This is a genomic window from Kaistella montana (assembly GCF_024436175.1).
Lineage (GTDB): Bacteria > Bacteroidota > Bacteroidia > Flavobacteriales > Weeksellaceae > Kaistella > Kaistella montana.
In genome coordinates this window covers 233,714-255,189 of record NZ_JANFQP010000002.1, presented here as the reverse complement: position 1 = coordinate 255,189, position 21,476 = coordinate 233,714, and the positions used below count along the sequence as shown (strand labels likewise).

The 21,476-nt window shown below is 37.6% G+C and carries 15 protein-coding genes; 2 read left to right on the top strand and 13 right to left on the bottom strand.

What is annotated here, in order from left to right:
- The first annotated feature begins 131 nt into the window (after window positions 1-131).
- The gene (gene htpG / locus NOV28_RS07310; protein WP_255929213.1) at window positions 132-2,024 is read left to right on the top strand and encodes a molecular chaperone HtpG; all 1,893 of its coding nucleotides are present in this window, start codon (window positions 132-134) and stop codon (window positions 2,022-2,024) included.
- Between the two features lie 55 nt (window positions 2,025-2,079).
- Here htpG and NOV28_RS07305 read toward each other — a convergent pair whose 3' ends face one another.
- The 11 genes from NOV28_RS07305 to NOV28_RS07255 all read right to left on the bottom strand — a co-directional run bounded on the left by NOV28_RS07305 (window position 2,080) and on the right by NOV28_RS07255 (window position 17,055).
- Window positions 2,080-2,385, bottom strand: a complete 306-nt coding sequence (locus NOV28_RS07305; RefSeq protein ID WP_255929211.1) for an MGMT family protein — start codon at window positions 2,383-2,385, stop codon at window positions 2,080-2,082.
- A gap of 10 nt (window positions 2,386-2,395) precedes the next feature.
- On the bottom strand, window positions 2,396-3,628 hold the full coding sequence (locus tag NOV28_RS07300; RefSeq protein WP_255929209.1) for an S-adenosylmethionine:tRNA ribosyltransferase-isomerase: 1,233 nt from the start codon (window positions 3,626-3,628) through the stop codon (window positions 2,396-2,398).
- A gap of 154 nt (window positions 3,629-3,782) precedes the next feature.
- Window positions 3,783-6,188 carry a S9 family peptidase gene (locus NOV28_RS07295; RefSeq protein ID WP_255929207.1) on the bottom strand — a complete coding sequence of 802 codons (2,406 nt, stop codon included), beginning with the start codon at window positions 6,186-6,188 and terminating at the stop codon, window positions 3,783-3,785.
- A 662-nt stretch (window positions 6,189-6,850) separates the two neighbouring features.
- Window positions 6,851-7,825, bottom strand: a complete 975-nt coding sequence (locus NOV28_RS07290) for a deoxyhypusine synthase family protein (RefSeq protein WP_255929204.1) — start codon at window positions 7,823-7,825, stop codon at window positions 6,851-6,853.
- Between the two features lie 147 nt (window positions 7,826-7,972).
- Entirely contained in the window at window positions 7,973-8,353 is a 381-nt protein-coding gene (locus NOV28_RS07285) for a GreA/GreB family elongation factor (protein WP_255929202.1), read from the bottom strand.
- 397 nt (window positions 8,354-8,750) lie between these two features.
- On the bottom strand, window positions 8,751-9,143 hold the full coding sequence (arfB, locus tag NOV28_RS07280; RefSeq protein ID WP_255929200.1) for an alternative ribosome rescue aminoacyl-tRNA hydrolase ArfB: 393 nt from the start codon (window positions 9,141-9,143) through the stop codon (window positions 8,751-8,753).
- Between the two features lie 18 nt (window positions 9,144-9,161).
- A complete protein-coding gene (locus NOV28_RS07275; RefSeq protein WP_255929198.1) occupies window positions 9,162-10,202 on the bottom strand; it encodes an AMP-binding protein in 1,041 nt (346 codons plus the stop codon).
- Window positions 10,202-11,980 (bottom strand): arginine--tRNA ligase, encoded by a 1,779-nt coding sequence (gene argS, locus NOV28_RS07270; protein ID WP_255929196.1) that lies wholly within the window; start codon window positions 11,978-11,980, stop codon window positions 10,202-10,204. Before argS ends, NOV28_RS07275 begins: the two co-directional genes overlap by 1 nt.
- Window positions 11,981-12,063: 83 nt before the next feature.
- Complete coding sequence (locus NOV28_RS07265; RefSeq protein WP_255929193.1) at window positions 12,064-12,561, bottom strand: DUF4251 domain-containing protein; 498 nt, start codon at window positions 12,559-12,561, stop codon at window positions 12,064-12,066.
- Between the two features lie 72 nt (window positions 12,562-12,633).
- Window positions 12,634-14,085 (bottom strand): SusD/RagB family nutrient-binding outer membrane lipoprotein, encoded by a 1,452-nt coding sequence (locus NOV28_RS07260; protein ID WP_255929191.1) that lies wholly within the window; start codon window positions 14,083-14,085, stop codon window positions 12,634-12,636.
- 9 nt (window positions 14,086-14,094) lie between these two features.
- Window positions 14,095-17,055 (bottom strand): SusC/RagA family TonB-linked outer membrane protein, encoded by a 2,961-nt coding sequence (locus NOV28_RS07255; protein ID WP_255929189.1) that lies wholly within the window; start codon window positions 17,053-17,055, stop codon window positions 14,095-14,097.
- Between the two features lie 507 nt (window positions 17,056-17,562).
- Here NOV28_RS07255 and rnhB point away from each other — a divergent pair.
- The gene (gene rnhB / locus NOV28_RS07250) at window positions 17,563-18,162 is read left to right on the top strand and encodes a ribonuclease HII (protein ID WP_255929181.1); all 600 of its coding nucleotides are present in this window, start codon (window positions 17,563-17,565) and stop codon (window positions 18,160-18,162) included.
- A gap of 389 nt (window positions 18,163-18,551) precedes the next feature.
- Here rnhB and NOV28_RS07245 read toward each other — a convergent pair whose 3' ends face one another.
- Together NOV28_RS07245 and yidC are read right to left on the bottom strand one after the other, a co-directional pair.
- The gene (locus NOV28_RS07245; RefSeq protein ID WP_255929179.1) at window positions 18,552-19,292 is read right to left on the bottom strand and encodes a hypothetical protein; all 741 of its coding nucleotides are present in this window, start codon (window positions 19,290-19,292) and stop codon (window positions 18,552-18,554) included.
- Window positions 19,293-19,579: 287 nt separating this feature from the next.
- Entirely contained in the window at window positions 19,580-21,397 is a 1,818-nt protein-coding gene (gene yidC / locus NOV28_RS07240) for a membrane protein insertase YidC (protein ID WP_255929178.1), read from the bottom strand.
- Window positions 21,398-21,476 lie beyond the last annotated feature (79 nt).

The window sequence follows — 21,476 nt, the reverse complement described above, 5'->3', positions numbered from 1 at the left end:
AATAGGATCAAAGGCAGCCATAGTGTTGCCTTTTTTTATATCTGAATTTCATGAAAAATGCCAAATTGTCATTGAATGAATGATGGTATTTTTTTTGAAAAAATCTTTTCAAAATTTAAATCTAAAAAATTATGACTACAGGAAAAATTAATGTTTCGGTAGAGAATATTTTTCCGCTGATCAAGAAGTTTTTGTATAGCGACCACGAAATATTCCTCCGCGAGCTGATCTCCAACGCAACCGATGCTACTTTGAAATTGAAACACTTAACCAATATCGGGGAAGCCAAAGTAGATTACGGAAACCCAAAAATTGAAGTGAAAATCGATAAAGAAAACAAGAAAATTCACATTATCGACCAAGGAATCGGGATGACGGCGGATGAAGTTGAAAAATACATCAATCAGGTTGCGTTCTCAGGTGCAGAAGAATTTCTCGATAAATACAAAGACAGCGCGAAAGATGCCGGAATTATCGGGCACTTTGGTTTAGGTTTTTATTCTGCTTTTATGGTGGCAGAAAAAGTGGAGATTCTAACCAAATCTTACAAAGACGAACCTGCCGTAAGATGGGTTTGTGACGGAAGCCCGGAGTTTTCTCTCGAAGAAACCACCGAAAAAACAGACCGTGGGACTGAAATTATCCTCCACATTGCGGAAGATTCAACCGAATTTTTAGAAGAAGCTAAAATCCGCGAATTGCTCTTAAAATACAACAAATTCATGCCGGTTCCGATTAAATTCGGTACCAAAACTGAAACTTTGCCTCTTCCGGAAGATGCAGCTGAAGATGCAAAACCAGAAACTCAGGAAGTTGATAACATCATCAACAATCCGGAACCAGCGTGGACAAAAGCGCCATCAGAACTGAAAGATGAAGATTATTTGAATTTCTATCGCGAGTTATATCCGATGCAGTTTGAGGATCCTTTGTTCCACATTCATTTGAATGTTGATTATCCGTTTAACCTCACAGGGATTCTTTTCTTCCCGAAATTGGCGAATAATCTAAACATTGAAAAAGATAAAATTCAACTCTACCAAAACCAAGTCTTCGTAACCGATGAGGTGAAAGGAATTGTTCCCGATTTCTTGATGTTGCTTCGTGGAGTGATCGATTCGCCGGATATTCCGTTGAATGTTTCGCGTTCTTATCTTCAAGCGGACGGAGCGGTGAAGAAAATTTCTTCTTACATCACCAAAAAAGTGGCCGATAAAATGGCTTCTTTAATCAACGAAAACCGTGAAGATTACGAGAAGAAATGGAATGACATCAAAATCGTTATCGAATACGGAATGATTTCTGAAGAGAAATTCTACGAAAAATCCGACAAGTTTGCGCTTTATCCAAATGTGGACGGAAAATATTTCCTTTGGAATGAACTTCAAGATAAAATTAAAGCCAACCAAACCGACAAGAACGGCAATTTGGTGATCTTGTACGCGACCAACGAACACGATCAGCACAGCTACATCAAAGCAGCTCAGGATAAAGGGTATGAGGTATTATTGCTCGATTCGCCGATTGTTCCACATTTGATCCAAAAATTGGAATCTTCTAAAGAGAAAATCCAGTTTGCGCGTGTAGATGCCGATCACATCAATAATTTGATTAAAAAAGATGAGCCGGTAATTTCTAAATTAAACGAAACCGAAAAAGAAACCTTGAAAAAAAGCATTGAAGAAGGGATTTCTGACTCGAAATTCACTGTTCAGCTTGAAGATTTGGAAAGTTCTGACGCACCATTTGTGATTACCCAACCGGAATTTATGCGAAGAATGAAAGATATGCAAGCAACCGGTGGTGGAGGAATGTTCGCGATGGGCGGTTTCCCGGAAATGTACAATTTGGTGGTGAATACCAACAGCGATTTGGCCTTAAAAATCTTAAAAACAGAAGATACGGAAGACAAAACTGCGCAAATTAAACACGCTTTAGATTTGGCGAAATTGTCTCAAAATCTTTTGAAAGGAAAGGAATTGACCGATTTTATTCAAAGAAGTTATCAGGATTTAGCGAAATAATTTTGTAATTTTCTTGATGAAATAGTAACGGCGGAATTTTGTTTCCGCCGTTTTTTTATAATTCTTCCAAAGGATTCCAAAACAAATTCTTGTAATTCAAAATCTTATTTTCCTGAACTTCAGTGCCTTCTTTCGCTAGTTTTTCTGTGAATTTTTCAAGACAACTTGCCGTAATGTGGCCGGAAGAATTGCAAACTCGGTGCGCCGGAAAATCTTCATCATAATTCCTCAACGCATTTCCCACATGTCGCGAATGATTCGGGTAACCGACCGCTTTTGCAATTGCGCCATAACTCGTAACGCGACCTTCCGGAATAAGTCGAATGATCTCGAAAACCTGTTGGGTGAATAATGAATCCATGGTTTTTTAATTAAAAATCGTTGTTGGGAAAAAGCAAACTTCCGTCACCATAACTCAGAAATCGGAAATTATTTTCCAAAGCGTACTGATAAATATTTTTCCACTGATCACCGATTAATGCAGAAACCAACAGCAAAAGCGTAGATTGAGGTTGATGAAAATTGGTGACCAAACCTTTTACCATTTTGTAAGAATATCCTGGAGCGATAATAATCTCCGTTTCGATGGAAAGATGGTCTTGTTGCGTGTTTTTAATCCATTTTAAAAGAGCATTAATCGCTTCTTCAGTAGTACAAATCGCATCGGTTTCGTAGGGTTGCCATTGAGTGACTTTCAATGCTTCGTAACCAATTTTCGGATTTTGTACAATCTTATTTCCCATCCAATAAATGCTTTCCAAAGTTCGGGTAGAAGTAGTTCCAACGGTGATAATCGGTTGATGGATTTTTGTCGCTAAATCTTCTAAAAATCCGATCGTGATATTGAGATATTCCGCATGCATCAAGTGATCTTCCATCACTTCGGATTTTACGGGTTTAAAGGTTCCTGCTCCGACATGAAGTGTCGTAAACAGCGATGAAATGCCTTTTTGCTTTAAATCATCCAAAACATTTTGGGTAAAATGAAGTCCCGCAGTTGGTGCCGCAACCGATCCTTCGTTTTCTGAATAAACGGTTTGGTAGGAATCTTCATCCACTTTCTCAGCAATTCTTTTGATATAAGGCGGAAGTGGCGTAACGCCCGCTGCATCCATGATTTTCCCAAATGGAATTTCCGGAGGCAACCAAGTGAAAGTGACGAGATAAGCATCTTCCAATTTTCCGGTGATTTCAGCCGAAAGTTCGACAGAAAGTCCTTCAACATCAATTGTTTTCTTAAGTTGATTTTCTCGCCATTTGGAAGCTTTTCCGATAAAACAAATCCAAGTAACGGAATTTTGCTCGGCGAAATGTTTCTCATAATCAATCGCTTCACCGTAAGGTTCCAAACAGAAAACTTCGATGGTGGCGCCGTTTTCGTTCTTGAAAAAGATGCGCGATTTCACCACTTTGGTATCATTGAAAACCAAAACCGCATTTTCAGGGAGATATTCGCTGATATTTCGGTAGGTATCTTCGGATAAAATATTGTTTTTAAAGACTAATAATTTGGATTGATCTCGTGGATTTACCGGGTTGTACGCTATTTTTTCCGCGGGCAAATCATATGTGAAATCTTCAATTCTTAAATATTTCGGATGCATGCCGCAAATTTCTGAAAATCTTTAGCTTTTTCGGTCATAAATATAAAAATGTTGTGTTTTTTTTCATCTGAAACAAATACTGGGTGAAAAAACAATCATGCTTAGAATTTCTAAATAAAAAACCGCCTTTTTTAGGAGGCGGTTTGTAGTGTGTTTATTTTCCTTTCAGGCATTTATCGAGAAATTGCTCTTGTTCCCATAAGGTGTGGAGAATGCTTTCTTTTGCAGCGTATCCATGAGATTCTTTCGGGAGTAGAACCATTCGAACAGGTGCTCCTAAATTTTTAAGTGCCTGAAAATATCGTTCGGTTTGTAAAGTGAAAGTTCCAGGGTTATTATCCGCATCTCCATGAATCAACAACATTGGTGTTTTCATCTTGTCGGCGTGCATAAAAGGGGACATGGTGTTGTATACTTCGGGGACGTCCCAATAGTTTCGTTGCTCTGATTGGAAACCAAATGGAGTCAAGGTTCTATTATAGGCGCCGCTTCGAGCTATTCCGCAAGCAAAATCATTACCATGTGTGAGCAGATTAGCAGTCATAAATGCCCCATATGAATGACCACCGACCGCAACTTTCTTGCGATCAATATATCCTAGTTGATCTACTGCATCAATCGCAGCTTTTCCGTTGGCTAGAAGTTGAGGGATAAAGGTGTCGTTTGGTTCGGCTTTTCCTTCACCGATGATTGGGAAGGCGGCATCATCTAAAACAGCATAGCCTTTTGTTACCCAATAAATGAACGATCCATAACTTGGAAATGTAAAATCATTGGGATTTTGGGTGTTCATTCCAGCCGTACTTTTGTCTTTAAACTCTGTCGGATAAGCCCAAATTAGTAGGGGTAATTTTTCTTTTTTGCTTTTTCTATCGTACCCGGCAGGTAGATATAAGGTTCCGGTGAGATCTACCCCGTCATTTCTTTTGTATTTGATCACTTCTTTATATACTTTTCCCAAGCTAGCAAAAGGATTTTCGAAGTTGGTTAATACTTCAACCTTTCCGGTTTTAATATTTTTTTTGTAGGAGTTGGGGTATTGGGTTGCAGATTCTTGGCGCACCAAAATTTCACCCTTTTCAATGTCCATGATATCGATGATGCTTTCTTTCACTCCGCTTACTTGGGCGGTGTACAGTCTTTTCTTTGCTAATGATTTTAAATTGTGCTCATCAATAAAAGGTTTTTGCCCATCTTTCGTGAAGCCCTCTCCGATGAGGTATGCTATGTCCTTCTTTACATCGATTACATTTCTTCCGTATTCATTTTTAGTTTCAAAAAATTGCCCAGGATCATTATACACATCTTGAAAATTCCGATCTTCTATCATTCGTGAATTTCCGCTATTCAAATCTAAAAGAAATGATTTGGTATTCCGTGAATCATACCAGCTTTCGGAAATTACTGCGTAATTGGAATTGGACCATTCTGTCCCTGAATAACGCTGTTTAGTCCGGAAAAGGCTTTTCGGATCGGTGGTAAATGGAGCTTCCCATGTGAAAATTTCGTCTCTATACTCCGCTGTTTTATTTTGATCGCCTCCGTCCAATGCTTCTGCGTACACCAAAGTTGCCGGCTGATCATCGCGCCATGTCATGTTTCTTTTTCCGGTTCTAACAGAAGAAAAACCTTTCGGCATAATTTCAGTAAGCGGTACCTCATTAACAGTCCTTACCAAATTGCCAGCTTGGTCGTAAATGGTCGTGGTCATTGGAAATCGACTAAGCGGAACGATGTAAGAAAATGGCTTCTTAATGGTGGTAAGCATTAAATATTTACCGTCGGGAGAGAAACTCATTCCTGTATAGATATCGGCAGTTTTTTCCTCGGTTATTTCTCCATTGAGATTTACTTTTTTCAGATCGGCTTTAGTCAAAGTTTCAAAATTAATTTCATCCTGCGGATTTTTTAGCAAATCCTGATAGGTTCTGTTTTGTGAAACTTTGCCGTCAGATGTTGAAACAATTGGTCCTGTAGGCAGATCTTTGCTGGAATCAATTAACTTGGGTTTGTCTTTAGGAATTGTTTTGACTAATAGATTCTTGGAGTCTTTGTACCAAAGGTAAGGCATGCCGAGATTGGCATTAAGTTGGTCAGCGGTGAGGCGAGTAGCCAATGCGCTAGCTAAATCAATCACCCAAAGTTCTACACCTTTTTCGGTAGTATTCGTAAATGCCAATTTCTTTTCATCTGGTGATAGCGTAGTATAAGCAATTTTAGCTCCTTTTGGCAGTCCCTTCACCTGAGTTTCATCTTTATCCTTTACCTTTTTTATTTTCAGATTGGTGATGTAGGTCATTGAGCTTGAAATATTGGTAATGGGATTGATTCGCAATCCACCCAATCGCATTTCTTGTTGGTTCAGTTCTTCTAAAGATTTATAGGTGTCTCGGTAAGAGAAAATCATCCATTCTCGTTTGCTGTCCATAGATACCGATGGTGGTCTTTGGTAATCTGCTAATTTCAGAATTTCTCCAGATGGCTGTTGGTAATTTAAATTTTCTTGGCCGTTGATCAATCCAATCATTGCCAAAAATACCATTGTAATTGTTTTTTTCATTTAGTATCAGCTTTAATCACGAAAATAAGAAAATTTAATGAAGAACTGCCGTTGAAATATAAAATTCATTTTACTTATCTGGGGCTTGTGGAAAAGCTGACCACCGCTTTCGAGCTATTAATGCATCTTAGTCTTACATAGCAAACTAATACTTATCCAAATAATTATTTCTCAACCTAAATTTGGGTCTTTATTTTAAAATATCAGAGCCTTTAAATTCAAACTTCTAAAATCAACTTTTAAATAATTGACCAAGGAGGCGGAGACGTTAAGAAAATAAATAGGAAGTCCGTAAAAAAATTCCCACTGTTTGAGTGGCGGCAATAATCTAATTAGTATACAAAGCTTACTTCCGCCCGAGTTTTGGGAATTTTAGGACTTGCTATTTATTTTTAGTCGAGCTTCCAGTCTTGATTTTTTGGTACTTTTGCATTAAGGCAAAAGTACAGAAGAAAAAATGTTGATAAGAAATGTTCATTCTACAAAATTAGCTCTATAACCCTCACTAGCTCTATATTCTTATAGTCTATATATTGATTTTTGTTATGGAATTAAACATCAATATTTTTTATAATCTCCACAAGAAAAGATTTACCAAATCAACTCAAAAAAAACTCCCGCAACAAAATTGCGGGAGTTTTTTATGGTAAAAGAAAATACGATTAAGAATTCTCTAAAATATAAGTAAACATCAGTGGTGCACAAATAGTGGCATCACTTTCAACAATGTATTTTGGAGTGTCAACATCGAGTTTTCCCCATGTAATTTTCTCGTTCGGTACAGCTCCGGAATAGGAACCATAAGAAGTCGTAGAATCGGAAATCTGGCAGAAATAAGCCCAGAAAGGCACATCTTCCCATTCCAAATCCTGATACATCATCGGTACAACACAAATCGGGAAATCTCCAGCAATTCCTCCTCCAATCTGGAAGAAACCTACGCCTTTTCCTCCTGAATTCGCACGATACCATTCGGTCAAATAAATCATATATTCAATCCCGGATTTTACAGTGTGAACGTTTAATTTTCCTTTAATCACATTGGAAGTAAAGATATTTCCAGTGGTAGAATCTTCCCAACCTGGACAAACAATCGGAAGGTTTTTCTCGGCTGCAGCCACAATCCATGAATCTTTTGGATCGATTTCATAATATTGCTCCAAAACTCCGGAATTTACAACCTGATACAAAAATTCATGCGGGAAATAACGTTCTCCTTTTTCTTCTGCTGCGTGCCAAACATCTTCCAAATGTTTTTGAAGACGACGAAACGCTTCCTCTTCCGGAATACAAGTATCGGTTACACGGTTGAAATGCTGATCGAGAAGCTCTCTTTCTTGTTCTGGAGTCAAATCTCTATAGTTGGGAACTCTTTTGTAGTGGGAATGCGCAACCAAATTCATTACATCTTCTTCAAGGTTGGCGCCGGTACACGAAATAATCGCTACTTTGTCCTGACGAATCATTTCAGCCAAAATCTTTCCTAATTCTGCTGTTGACATTGCTCCGGCCAAGGTAATCATCATTTTACCGCCGTCTTTCAGGTGCGCTACATAACCTTTCGATGCATCCACCAACGCTGCTGCATTGAAATGGAGATAATATTTTTCTAGAAATTCTGTAATCGGTTTATTCATTGCTCTAATTGTTTTTGCAAAGATAATATTTTAGGTTGGAATCGGAATCTGCTAAATTTAAAAGCTTTTTCTTTCGATAAAAAAAGTACAGCCCTGTTCAAAGACTGTACTTTTTAATTTGATTTATTTGAAATGAAGAAATGTATATTAATTCTGCCAATGTTCTACCTTCAAGATTTCGATTCTTCTTTCTCCATCTCGGAAAGGCCATTCAATTACATCACCTACTTTATATCCTACTGTTGCTAATGCCATATCCGACAAAATAGAGTGTTTGTTTTTCTTCGGTCTGGCCTCAGCGATTCCCACAAAAATATATTCTTCTTCCTTGTTTTGGCTCAGATCTTTGATCGTTACTTTTCGGTTCACGGTCACCACATCTTCCGGCAAAGCTCTTCTACGAACTTGTTGCGCATTTCGGAGTTCGGAAGTCAATCGTACTTCTTCATTTATACTTACTTTTTTTCTTCTTAAATGATCTTTTATTGCGTCGTAAATTCCTGTTGTTAAAATGATTTTATTGGACATTATTCTTATTTTTTAAATGAATGAAATGGGATTCGAAATTAGGTTCAAAGCAATTTTGCAAAACATCAATAGATATCTTGTCTGCCAAAAGCACACCTCGAATTGGTTGGTTAAAAAATGAAGGTTTCCCCCGTCTTGAACCTGACAGGGATTAATGGATAAAGTCCTTGGAACTTTTCAGAAATGAATCGGTATGAAGATACATCAATGACTGCAGAAGTCCTGATAAACGATCGTGGTCGGATAAAAAGAGCGTTAAAGCCATGATGATTTAAGATTTTTACGAAGATAACAAATAACTTTCTGAAAAGCAAATATTTAACATCGATTAACAAATGAAAAAAAGAATCAAGAGCTAATCTGAAATCTGACATCTGAAATCTGACATCTTGAATCTTTAAAACCTGAATCTCCTATTCTCCTTCTTTTCAGAAATCTGCTTTTTCGCGGTAATCCGTTTTTCGATCTGTCTTTTGGAAGGTTTTGTAGCTTTTCGAGGTTTGGGTTTAATGAGAGATTTCTCTACCAATTCCAAGATCTTTTCGGTCGCTATTTTTTTATTCTGAAGCTGTGTGCGGCTTTCCGAAACAGTAAGTTGAAGAATTCCATCCAGATTGATGCGGTTTTTGAGTTTGGCCAAAATCAACTCCACCTCTTCACTGCTGAAAAACTCGGTGTCGGCAACGTTCCACATCACCGTTACGGAAGTTTCCACTTTATTCACGTTTTGTCCGCCTGCGCCGCTGCTGCGAGAGGTTTTGTACGCAAGTTCTTTCGTGAAATTTCTCATGGTAAAAGGGAACGGGTTTTAAAACAAAGTTAGCAATTCTTTCCGATTGATTTTCCCGTTCGGAAGTCGGGGAAATTTGTCAAGGAAAAAAGTCTGCTTCGGAACATGGTTTTTCGTAAAAGTTTCAGAAAGTTCCTGTAAAATAGGGGAGAGCTGAGATTTCAGTTCGTCGGTTTCTTCTCCTTCGATCACTGCAACCAGCTTTTGACCGTAAGTTTCATCTTTTAAACCTAAAAAAACAACCTCATTGGAGAGTTTTTGTTTAATGAAATGTTCCAATTGTTCCGGATAGATTTTTAAACCTGCGGAATTGATCACATTATCAAACCTTCCTAAAAACTTAAATTGTTGAGTGTTTTTCAATTCAACTAAATCGTTCGTTTGAAGAATTTCGGGGTTAAGTTGTGGAGCTTTAATGGTTAAACAAGCTCTTTCATCCAAAGAAATCTCAACGCCTTCAAATAAAGTAAAATATTCTTCCGAAACTGGATAAATTTGCTTTAATGCAATGTGGGAAAGGGTTTCACTCATTCCATAAGTTTCGTAAATCGTAGTTTCATAAGCGGTGTTTTGCAATGCGTCGGCGATTTTTTGCTTTAAAGATTCCGAAACTTGAGCACCACCGATGATGATTTTTTTAATGAAATGAAGCTGTTCCAATGAATTTTCAACCTGAAGCGGCGACATCGCACAGAAATCAATTTCCTGATTGAGTTGGGAAAGGGGCTTTGCCGATGGACTTTCAATAAAAAGTTTCAGATTTCTCTGAATAGAGCGTACCATCATCATTTTCCCGGAAATATATTCTACAGGAAGGCAGATCAACGCGGTGTCTCCTTCTTTTAAACCAAGAAAATCACAAGTCATCTTTGCAGAACTTTGCATCCGCGATTTTTCGATTTCAAAAACCTTCGGAACGCCGGTGGAACCTGATGTTTGTACCGAAACCGTCTTCGTGTCGGAAAACCAGTTTTCTAAAAAAGAAATCACTTTCTCCTCAAATTCAGTCTGAGGAAAAAGTGATTTTATTTGTATATCTTTTGAAAAATCGAGTTCCATTACATTCTATCCACAGTTCCGATTCCAAGAAGTTCTAGGCCTTTGCTGATCGTTTTTCCAGTAAGAGCCGAGAGTTGAAGACGGAAGTTTTTCGTGTTTTCGTTTTCTTGATTCAGGATCGGATTGTTTTGGTAGAAGGAGTTGTACGACTTCACCAATTCATAAACGTAGTTGGCAACCAACGCCGGAGAAAGGGTTTCCGCAGCTTTGGCAATCACTTCTTTGAAGTTGGAAAGATTCATCACCAATTCCTTTTCAGAATCGTTCATTTCATACTCGGCAATCGCTTGTTCCGAGTAGTTGGCTTTGTTCAACAACGATTGAATTCGTGCATAAGTATATTGAATGAAAGGCCCTGTATTTCCATTAAAATCGATACTTTCTTTTGGATTGAAAAGCATTTTTTTCTTTGGATCTACTTTCAACATGAAATATTTCAAAGCACCTAAACCTACCGTTTCATAAGACTTTTCTTTGTCCTCATCGGAAAGATTTTCCAATTTTCCCAATTCTTCTGCTTTTTCTTTGGCGGTTTCTACCATTTCTTGCATCAAATCATCGGCATCAACTACCGTTCCTTCGCGGGATTTCATTTTCCCTTCTGGCAATTCTACCATTCCGTATGATAGGTGGAAAAGATTTTCTGCCCATTGGTAACCCAATTTTTTAAGGATTTTAAACAGAACATCGAAGTGGTAATCTTGCTCGTTTCCTACGGTATAAATTAATTTCTGAATATTGTTTTCTTTAAAACGCTGAACGGCAGTTCCTAAATCCTGAGTCATATAAACCGAAGTTCCGTCGGAGCGAAGCAATAATTTCTGATCCAAACCTTCGTCGGTTAAGTCGCACCAAACCGAGCCGTCGTCTTTGCGATAAAGCACTCCGCTGAGTAAACCTTCCTGAATAAGGTCTTTTCCTAGAAGATAAGTGTTGCTTTCATACTGAACCTGATCGAAATCCACGCCTAATCTTTGGTAAGTCGCGCCGAAACCTTCGTACACCCAGCTGTTCATTTCTTTCCAGAGTGTACGTACTTTTTCGTCGCCTTTCTCCCAATCGAGGAGCATTTTTTGAGCATCCTGAATAATGGGCGCTTGCTTTTTGGCAACTTCCTCATCGTAGCCTTGCTCTTTTAGTTCAGCAATTTCTTTTTTATAGTGTTGGTCGAATTCTACATAATAATTACCTACGAACTTGTCGCCTTTAATTTGGGTAGATTGTGGAGTTTCACCATTTCCATAACGTTCCCAAGCGAGCATCGATTTACAGATGTGGATTCCACGATCGTTGATGATTTGGGTTTTGATCACATCATAACCATCTGCTTTTAGGATTTGAGCTACCGAATAACCCAATAAATTATTTCGGATATGTCCTAGGTGAAGAGGTTTGTTGGTGTTGGGAGAAGAATATTCTACCATGACGGTTTCGTTCTTTGGAGCTACTTTGTCGAAGTTTTCTTGAGTAGATTTAAAATTCTCTGAAAAGAAACTTTTTTTAATAGAGAGATTCAAGAAACCTTTCACCACATTGAAGCTTTCCACAAAATCGGATTGCGTGGAAAGGGCATCACCAAGTTCCATTGCGATAAGGTCTGGACTTTTCTTCAAAACCTTTACGAGAGGGAAGGTCACGATGGTAAAATCGCCTTCAAACTCAGATTTGTTTTGCTGTACCTCAACCTTGATCGAGTTTTGCTGATTCACATCATCAATCTGAAAAACCGATGCAATGACCTCCGCAATTTTATGCTCAATAATATCTTTAATATTCATGTTACAATTTTGAATGGCAAATATACGGAAATAAAAAAACCACTCCGAGGAGTGGTAATGTTTTATACAATGAATTGAGTGTGTTACATCTTTAAATACCCTGTATATAAAAGTGGCTTTTGATTGGGACCTTCAAGGGAACAATCTATTTTTCCATTTTTTTCTACTTCCATCTTAATAAGGTTAAGATCTTTCACATCGTTTAAGAAAAAATTAATCAGAATGTTTCCATTGTCTAAATCTTTACGAGCTACAGTAAAATCTTCGGATGTCGTATTGAGCGAATATTTATTAATAGTTGTCTCCTGATCTGTAGATGGAAGATTTATGATTAATTTATCGTGGGTTACTTGGATGCCGATGGTTTCATCAGGTTGAGCAGGAAGGTTAGTTTGTGTCATTCTACCGGTACCTGCTGGAACGGTATAGGAGGTATTATTTTCGAAATTCTTCGCAACAAAAGTAAAGTTGTTGCTATAAATCTTGTTTTGAATCTCCTCAAAAGAGACTTTGGATGAGGTACATGTAATTGTAATCAGCATCATACTAATTAGCCATCCGGTTAAATTGATTTTTCTCATAATATTTGTATAATTTTTGGTGTGATAAAAAAAACCACTCCGAAGAGTGGTTGAAGTTTAGGCTATATTTTATTAAAATTTATCCCAGAATAATTTAGTTGTATACTTATCACCACCAATTGCAGATGCAGCAGCTTCTACATTTGTTTTATTGGTGCTGTATTCGTTTAGAGAATAAGGCATTCTGTAAACCAATCCATCAGCTACACCTGGTACTTCAAGTACTGGATAATCCAATCTTCTGAAGAAATACCAAGATTCATATCCTCTGTTGTGTAATGCAACCCAAGCTTCCATACCAATAGACTGTTTCCAGTTAGCAGCATTAAATGGATGTGCAAGCAAATAAGCAGCAGCATCTGCAGTACTTACTCCAGAATCGGTCATTGACTGATTTACTGCGCTTGCGTACAATGTTGCAGCATCACCACCTACATTAAATCCTCTTGCAGCAGCTTCGGCTAACATCAATTTTACATACAATACATCAAATATTTTTCCAGCATTCGCAGCACCTGTGTAAGTAGAACTGATATGAGAAAAGTTATTAAAAGTAGCTGTTTCTCCATAAGGACCTCCAACATATGTTCCATTTGCTAATGGTGTAAAGTATTTAGATAGTCTTGGATCCGCTTTTGCAATCAAATTATTGATATAAACATCTGAAGGCAAAAAGTCATCACGCCCACTCGCTACTAGGTTTTGATAAATTGGATTTGCAAATTGACCCGCTACAAATGGATGGTTGTAGCTATCCGCAGCTGCTAAGATTACACCTCCAGCATAAGCAGACTCTACCAAAGACTTGGCAGCAGCCGGTTGAACATCAGCAAGGTTTAACCCCATTTGAAGTTTTAGGGTGTTTGCAAATTTAACCCACTTGCTCATATTCCCTTTGTAAACAACATCAGTTGAATAACCAGGTAGACTAGGAGTAATAGTTCCTAAAACAGCATTTAATCTGGTTTGCAAATCCGCATAAATTGCAGCTGCATCATCATATTTAGGCTGAAGAACTAAGTTATCTGTAGTGTTTTGTAATGCTTCTGTATAAGGTACATTTCCAAAAGTATCTACCAAGTTTGCCCAAGCAAAAATTGATAAAAGTTCAATAGTAGCTTTCTTGTTTGTTTTGATCTTTGCTTGATCAGCACTACTGTAGGTAGTAGCTTCTGCTTCAGAATCAAGGAAAACGCTAGCTTGCTTCAATGGTCCTAGAACATCTCTCATCAGAGTATTATAATGATTTTGAGGTTGGTTTCTAGTTACGAAGTTATAGTTGGTTTCGTCAACATATTGTGTTTCAGTCCATTGCTGGGTAAAGAAACGGCTAATGTTTGAATTCACGCTCGGTGTAACCCATAGTGTAGCAAGATAGTTCTGCGAAGATGCTACCAAGTTTTGTGATGGTACTACTTCGGGTTGCTTGGGATTGACATTCAGACTCGATATGTCTCTCTCACAAGAAATTGTTGTCGCTGCAGCTACAAATAAACTACATGCTATAAAAATTATCTTTTTCATTGTTTGTAATTAAAATTTAATATTAACATTAAAACCAAAATCCCTAGTTGTTGGTAAAATACCAATAGAGTTACCTCTTGATCTTAGACCACCACCAACTCCTGCTTCAGGATCTGCATATGGTAAGTTTTTATGGATAATCCATAAGTTTCTTCCTACTAGTGATAAGCTTACATCCTGTACGAATGTTCCTGCTAATATACTTTTAGGTAGAGAGTAAGAAATACTTGCTTCTCTTAATTTTACATAAGAAGCGTCATAAACGAACTCACTGTTAGGTGCGTTTCCATAACCTTTTGCTTGGTAGCCGTAATAGCTGTGAGAATCTAATGCTCCATTACCAATTTCTGTGGTGTTAGGATTTCCATTTGCATTAACACCAGGTAATACTACTCCAGATGGATCTCTGAACTCATCACCTGCGGTATCTGCATAAAGTCCACCTGCATATCCATACCATAAGTCGGTTGAGAATGTATCACCTCCATGTTGAACATCGATAAGGAAACTCAAGCTAAGACCTTTGTAGCTGAAAGAGTTTCTTACACCGCCGGTCCAGTCTGGAGTAATATTTCCAATAACTTTGATTGGAGATTTTTGCCATAAACCGTTAGCTCTTACAATTCTTTGTCCATTTTCATGGTAAGTGTAATCTGTACCTCTTAAAGTACCCATTGCTTCACCAACTGTAGCATTAAGGGTTACCCCACCTTGATAAGCACCTAATTGGTAGTTATCAACACCGTTTAAATCAATAACTTCATTGACGTTTTTCGCCCAGTTTAGGTTTACATCCCAAGAGAAGTCCTGAGATTTCAATGGTGTAGCATTTAATGAAACTTCGATACCTTTGTTATCGATTCTACCTGCGTTAAATACAGTAGCTGCATATCCTGTACCAGAAGAAACTGGAAGACTGATAATCTGATCAGTTGTTTTAGTTTGATAAGCGGTTACATCAAAACCTAATCTTCTTTTGAAGAATTGCATTTCCATACCAACCTCAACTTCTTTTGATCTTTCAGGCTTAAGTTCACTGTTTGCTCTTGTATTAGGAGAATCAAAAAGTACAACTCCAGCAAAATTACCTAAAGTACCATAGGTATTTTTTAGCTGATATGGAGAAGCAGTACCCCCTACTACAGCATAGTTACCTCTAATTTTCCAGAAGCTTAACCAATCTTGTTTCAATAGATTTGAAAGTACGATAGATCCTGCAACAGAACCGTATCCGTAAGTATTGGTTTCTTTTGGTAAAGTTGAAGATTTATCTACTCTATAAGTTCCATCGATGAAATAAGTATCCATATAGCCTAATGATGCAGTAGCGAAAAGACTCGCGGTTGCGCTCTTATTAAGCGTCTCTGAAGTTGGTAATACTGTTCCTAAAGAGTTCGATAATGAATATAAACCAGGAATTACTAGCCCACCTTCTGTAGAAGCATAGTCTGATTCATATTGATTTCTTCTAACGTTTCCTCCTACAAGACCGGAAATATCAAGGTTGTCAGTTAAATCAAAGTTATAATTTGCGAACAAATCGAAATTAGTTTCTTGTTGCTTAATGTTTTGTTTAGAATATCCGGATGTTACGTTGGTATTTCCAGCACCGAATGTACGTGGTACAGAACCTTGAGCTACTCTCTGCTCTATAAGCATACTTAATAAGTCATAAGACAATTTTGCTGTTGCACTTACATTCTTACTGAATTTGTATGTGGTAGATGCATAACTGAATGTTCTTGTACGGTCATCAGACTGATAACTTTGGTATCTTTGGAAATATGGGTTGTCCCAATATGCAGGTGTTGCATTAGTTGGTGACTTTCTGTTCCAAGAAATATTCTGGTCAGTTCTCATGTATGCATCCCTTAGTTGTAGAATGTCAACATCGGTGTTCCACCATTGTCTGAAGTTAGACATCAAGTTGTCTGAATATCCAGTTTCGTTACGACCTTTAGTATCTTGCAAAGTCAAACTTGAGTAGATGCTTGCTGATAATTTGTCAGTAAAGTCAAAATTAAATTTCGTTGAAAGGGTGTTTTTTCTCAAATCAGAGTTAGGCATGATACCACTTAACATCTGATTGGTATAACTCAATAAAATGTTAGATCTGTCTCCTCCTTTTTCTAAGGAAATGGTATTGGCATAATTACTAGAGGTGTCAAAAAACTCAATAGGAGTATTAGCACCTGCTACGTAAGGTCTAGTTTTTCCATAGTTTGGAGACGAAGGATCAAATGAATCCCAGTGGTAAACTTGGTGACCGTCGTACTTTGGCCCTAAAGAAGCATCATCATTGTAGTTAGTGTACTGATTTCCAAAATTGTAATCGTCACCAGCATATCCACCACCATATTTAGTTTGGTATTCAGGGAACGTAGACTTGTCAATAACACCAAAGTTAGCACTTGAACTCAAGGTTACTCCCCAAGTCTCATCATTCTTACCTCTACCATTTTTTGTTGTAATAACAATAACACCATTTAAACCTCTTTCACCATATAGAGCAGAAGCCGCAGCACCTTTCAATACGTTGATGGACTCAATATCCTCTTGGTTGATGTCTGATAAAAAGTTACCATAATCGTAGAACCCTGATAAGGAGCTGTTGCTCACTGGAGATCCATCAATTACGATTAAAGGAGAACCTCCGTTAAGTGATTTGTATCCTCTAATTACTAGGTTGGTAGAACCCCCAAAGTTGTTGTTGGTGTTTACCTGTAAACCTGCAACTTTACCAGATAACTGAGAAGCTACGTTACCAGTGTTCGTAGTTCCTTTAGTAATTTGGTCTGCTTTTACTTCTTGTGAGGAATAAGTAAGCGACTTTTTCTCTCTTTTAATACCAAGGGCCGTTACTACAACGCCTTCGATATCTTGCGTTTTTGTGGTGTCAACCTGTGCATTCACTAGTGCAAATGACGAAGTCAAAACTACCGCTAAAACGCTTGTTGTTAGTTTCTTCATATCAAATTAAATTTTTTCATTGGAGCAAAAGTGCAAAACTTTCTTAATATAACCAAACTTTTTGTTAATTATTTCTTAATTATCTAACAAATGGTTTTTTTGAATGTGTTTTTATTAACAAATTGGCTTTTTGTGTTAATTTATCAAAATTGGGGGTGGTTTTTTGCTGATTTTCTTTTAAATTTTAACATATGTTAAGGTATCAATTTTTTTTAACCTCTTTTTTTTTCAATATTGTAATGTTTTTTAGGTTAAATTAAGTTAATTTCAATTTGCGTATTTTTTATTTTTGGGCTATTGTTTTTCTCAAAACTAAATAACCGAGACCGAATTCTTTCTTTTTTTAATTTTTTCTTGCCCCTTTTTTTGTGATTATTCTCATGCTCGTTGTTTTGCATTATGAAGCGCAAAAAAAATGTTTCAATTTTTATTCATCACCGCATTATTAGGGAAAGTTTGTACTTTTACCACACAATTTTTAGTCAAAAAGTATCATTATAGCAGTTTATGGAATTACTCAAAAGTTGGTCTCAGCAATATATAGAAGCAGGGTGTGATGAAGTGGGGAGGGGTTGCTTATGCGGCCCGGTAGTAGCTGCTGCGGTGATTATTGATGAGGGTTTTCAACAAAATTTAATCAATGATTCCAAGAAACTCACCTTCAAAACCCGCCTGCATTTAGACGAGTACATCCGAAATAATGTGTTAGATTATGCCATTGCGGAGGTCGCTCCGGATTTTATCGATCAACATAATATTTTGAATGCGAGCATCCACGCCATGCATTTGGCTTTGGATCAATTGAAAACTCGCCCTGAATTGATTTTAGTTGATGGTAATAAATTTCACCCTTACCCTTTTATTCCTCATCAGTGCATCATTAAAGGTGATTCTAAATTTCTTTCGATTGCGGCGGCTTCTATTTTGGCTAAAAATTATCGAGACCAACTGATGATCAAGCTTCATCAAGAATTCCCACAATATGGTTGGGACAAAAACATGGGTTACGCTACCAAAAAACACCGCGATGCCCTCAATGAATTCGGCCCCACCATCCATCACCGAAAATCTTTCCGCCTCGATTATACCACCGATATCATCGAGTAGCTTTATCATGGGGTTGACTTTTTTATGCTTTTAATTTAATTTTGGATGTTATGTGATTAGGAAGAGCAATCAGCATTGTAAGCAATTACTTGATTACGACTTAGGAAACGGAGGCGTTAAGAAATTTTAAAGAATTTCCGTAAAAAAATTCCCACTGTTTGAGTGGCGGCAAAAATCTCATTTTATGAAAATATTATGTTTCCGCCCGAGTTATAGGAATTTTAGGAAATACTTTAAAATTTTAGCCGGAGTTTCCAGTCTTGAACTTTTGGTTCTTTTGTTTCAAGACAAAAGAACATATAATAATCTAGTTATCAATTAATTTGTTGAATACACAACATGTTGAAATTGTTTTTTACAGAATTGTTTAGATGCTTCCGAAGCTTTTTTTATTCTCTTTTCTCAATCTTCCCACCCCAAAGATAGCTGTTGGCCGCACAAAGTAACGGCGATATTTGCTGAATGCGCGTCTGCTGAAACCGAATTTCTCCGATGACAAACAACAATTGCCCCTCAGGAATATCCGTTAGGGTGAAATGGGTTTCCTCAATTCCCTTTCCTGAACCGATCTCCAAATCAACTTCTTGCAATAATTCGATATTCTGGTAATTCTCCTGATCGGGGAGTGCAGCGATGCATATCAGTCGCACGGTCGCACTGCTCATCTTTTTTGGAGGTTTCACTTCGCGGTTCCACACCAGCTCGGGAATGGTAATAGACAAGGTGCGCGCTTCCTCATCCAATTGTATTTCCGGGAAAAACCGACAAATTTTTTGCCACTCGGTATGCCTGTTAAACCCGAATCCTTCCATCATTTTCGGTTCGCCTTCCACAATCGAAACGGGGCCTTCCAAAGTTTGCCTGTGACTCGTTGCCATTTTATAAAACTGACTTCGATGTCGGTAGGCGTAGCGATCATCGGTTACGAGTTTACACAATTGCATCAGCTTTCGGCGGTACTGCGCATCTCGCTTGCTGATGTAGCCAAAAATACTTGCCGCTTTTTTGGTATTCGCGCTTTGTCTAACCTGATCTGGTTTGCTCCGAAGAATATTCCTATCCCCCTGATTCACATAAACCAGATGGGCAATTCCACCACTAATTAATCCGTTTTTATTCACTCGTGCCATAATAAAAGTATTTTTTAATGAAACAAATAATTGCCTAATCATTCATCAGCAAACCCTATCAACTTCCTATTATCTTCCACGAATATACAAATTTTTAAAATAGATAATCAGTAGTAAATCAATATTTTATATAGTTGGTCTATGGACTTACTATGGACTTACTATAGAGTAATATTGAAGTTAATAGCAATAAAATAGGTCTTAAAAGGTAATTATAGGTTAAGTAAAACCACAAAAAAAGCGGAAAATTACTTTCCGCTTTGTATAGAGTTTTGGTTTAAGAAAGGTTATTTTTTTTTGTCGGTTTGTTGTTGCTGTTGAAGTTTTTGTTGTTCCTGCGCTTTTTCCATCATTTCTCGCATTCTTTTTTGGAACTTTCCTTCTTTTTTCGGCTCTTTTTGTTTGTTGGCTTGAATTTGAGCATGGATTTTTTCCTCGTCAAGAATCCAGTATTTAATGACTAAGATGATGAGGATGTTGATTGCATTTGAAACGAAGTAATACCATGAAAGTCCGGATGCTGAAGTGTTCAAGAAGAAGAGGAAGGTAATTGGGAAGATGTACATAAGTACCTTCATATTCGGCATACCTTCTTGTTGTGGCTGTTGGATATTGCCAGAAGTCATAACGGTATAGATGAGGATTACCACGGTACAAGCAATCGCAAAGATGCTTAAATGCTCCCCTAAAAAAGGAATATTGAAAGGCAATTTGATGACATCATCATAAGCGGTTAGGTCTTTTGCGAACCAGAAGCTTTTTCCTCTTAAATCAATCATGTTCGGGAAGAAACGGAAGAGGGCGTAGAAAATCGGGATCTGAAGCAATGCCGGTAAACAGCCTGCCATTTGGTTAACCCCTGCTTTTCGGTAGATGGCCATGGTTTCTTGTTGTTTTTTCATAGGATCTGCATCCTTGAATTTGGCATTTACCTCATCGATTTCCGGGCGGATTACTTTCATCATCGCGCTCAGTTTATGTTGCTTGAACATGACTGGAGACAAAATAATCTTCACGATAATCGTCATTAAGAAGATCACCCAACCTGCTGCTAAGCCCCAACTGGAGATCAAGTTGTACATCGGGATAAAGAACCATCTGTTCAAACTTCCGATAAACGACCAGCCTAGTGGTAACAATTCATCGAAGTTTTTATTATATGATTTCAATAATGGTAAATCTAATGGCATAAAATACCATTTGAAGTCTTGGTTCAATTCGTTTCCAGCCAAATCTACTTGTCCATTAAAGTTGAATTTTTTAAGGAATTCGCCTTCTTCGATCATTTCCTGAGAGCCTTTGGAATTTTTGAATCCGTGCTGTGGTTCAATTACGGCTGAGAAAAACTGTTGTTTCACGGCAAGCCAATTCAGGGTTTCATCGGGTTCGTCCATGGTGGTTCTGCCATCATAATCGAAACTCTTGTAATCGTCGAAACTATAATTAAATTCGGTGTGGGTTTGCTCCTGAGCACGGCCTTTTTCCATTTCTCTTACGTTGTAATCCCAAACAAAATCAGCTTTGGAATCGGAAACTAAACGTGACAAACCTTGGGTTTTCACATTGAAATCAACCGTATATTTATCTAGCAAAGTATAGATGAACTGGATAATCGCCCCATTGGCATTAGCCTGCATGGTTACGGTGTTTCCGTTCTGAATTGGGGTAAAAACTAAATCTTTAGTATTAAAAGTTTTTCCGGTTTTATCTTTGAACTGAAATCCGTAGCTGGAGTTGTTTTTATCAAAAATTAAAAGCTCCTTATCGTTTTTGTCGGTATTTTTATTGTAAGCTTTATACTCGTTGAGCTGTACCGTGGTAATTTGACCACCCAAAGTAGAAATTCCTAAACTTAATTCCTTATTTTTCAGCTGTACTTGCTGAATAGAAGTGGTTTTCACGCTATCATTCAGGTTGGTCACCAAAGCGGGTTTGGTGGCGTTTTGTACGGCGGTTTGCGTAGTTTTAGCTTTGTTTTGAGCATCTAATAATGCCTGTTCTTTGGCTTGCTTGTTTTGAAAATAAAACATGGCACCGATAAGAATGAGTGAAAACAGTGCGAAACTGATCAGTTGATTTTTATCTAAACCGTTATTTTGCTGCATCTTTTTTTTATTGAATTTTTGATGATGTTGCTGATTTTTAGTTCAATCAGCGGGGTTTAATTTTGGCTGACAAAAATAC

Bases quoted from the DNA above. Each gene is read 5' to 3' on its own strand.
- htpG (WP_255929213.1), top strand. From the start codon at position 132: ATGACTACAGGAAAAATTAATGTTTCGGTAGAGAATATTTTTCCGCTG.
- NOV28_RS07305 (WP_255929211.1), bottom strand. From the start codon at position 2,385: ATGGATTCATTATTCACCCAACAGGTTTTCGAGATCATTCGACTTATT.
- NOV28_RS07300 (WP_255929209.1), bottom strand. From the start codon at position 3,628: ATGCATCCGAAATATTTAAGAATTGAAGATTTCACATATGATTTGCCC.
- NOV28_RS07295 (WP_255929207.1), bottom strand. From the start codon at position 6,188: ATGAAAAAAACAATTACAATGGTATTTTTGGCAATGATTGGATTGATC.
- NOV28_RS07290 (WP_255929204.1), bottom strand. From the start codon at position 7,825: ATGAATAAACCGATTACAGAATTTCTAGAAAAATATTATCTCCATTTC.
- NOV28_RS07285 (WP_255929202.1), bottom strand. From the start codon at position 8,353: ATGTCCAATAAAATCATTTTAACAACAGGAATTTACGACGCAATAAAA.
- arfB (WP_255929200.1), bottom strand. From the start codon at position 9,143: ATGAGAAATTTCACGAAAGAACTTGCGTACAAAACCTCTCGCAGCAGC.
- NOV28_RS07275 (WP_255929198.1), bottom strand. From the start codon at position 10,202: ATGGAACTCGATTTTTCAAAAGATATACAAATAAAATCACTTTTTCCT.
- argS (WP_255929196.1), bottom strand. From the start codon at position 11,980: ATGAATATTAAAGATATTATTGAGCATAAAATTGCGGAGGTCATTGCA.
- NOV28_RS07265 (WP_255929193.1), bottom strand. From the start codon at position 12,561: ATGAGAAAAATCAATTTAACCGGATGGCTAATTAGTATGATGCTGATT.
- NOV28_RS07260 (WP_255929191.1), bottom strand. From the start codon at position 14,085: ATGAAAAAGATAATTTTTATAGCATGTAGTTTATTTGTAGCTGCAGCG.
- NOV28_RS07255 (WP_255929189.1), bottom strand. From the start codon at position 17,055: ATGAAGAAACTAACAACAAGCGTTTTAGCGGTAGTTTTGACTTCGTCA.
- rnhB (WP_255929181.1), top strand. From the start codon at position 17,563: ATGGAATTACTCAAAAGTTGGTCTCAGCAATATATAGAAGCAGGGTGT.
- NOV28_RS07245 (WP_255929179.1), bottom strand. From the start codon at position 19,292: ATGGCACGAGTGAATAAAAACGGATTAATTAGTGGTGGAATTGCCCAT.
- yidC (WP_255929178.1), bottom strand. From the start codon at position 21,397: ATGCAGCAAAATAACGGTTTAGATAAAAATCAACTGATCAGTTTCGCA.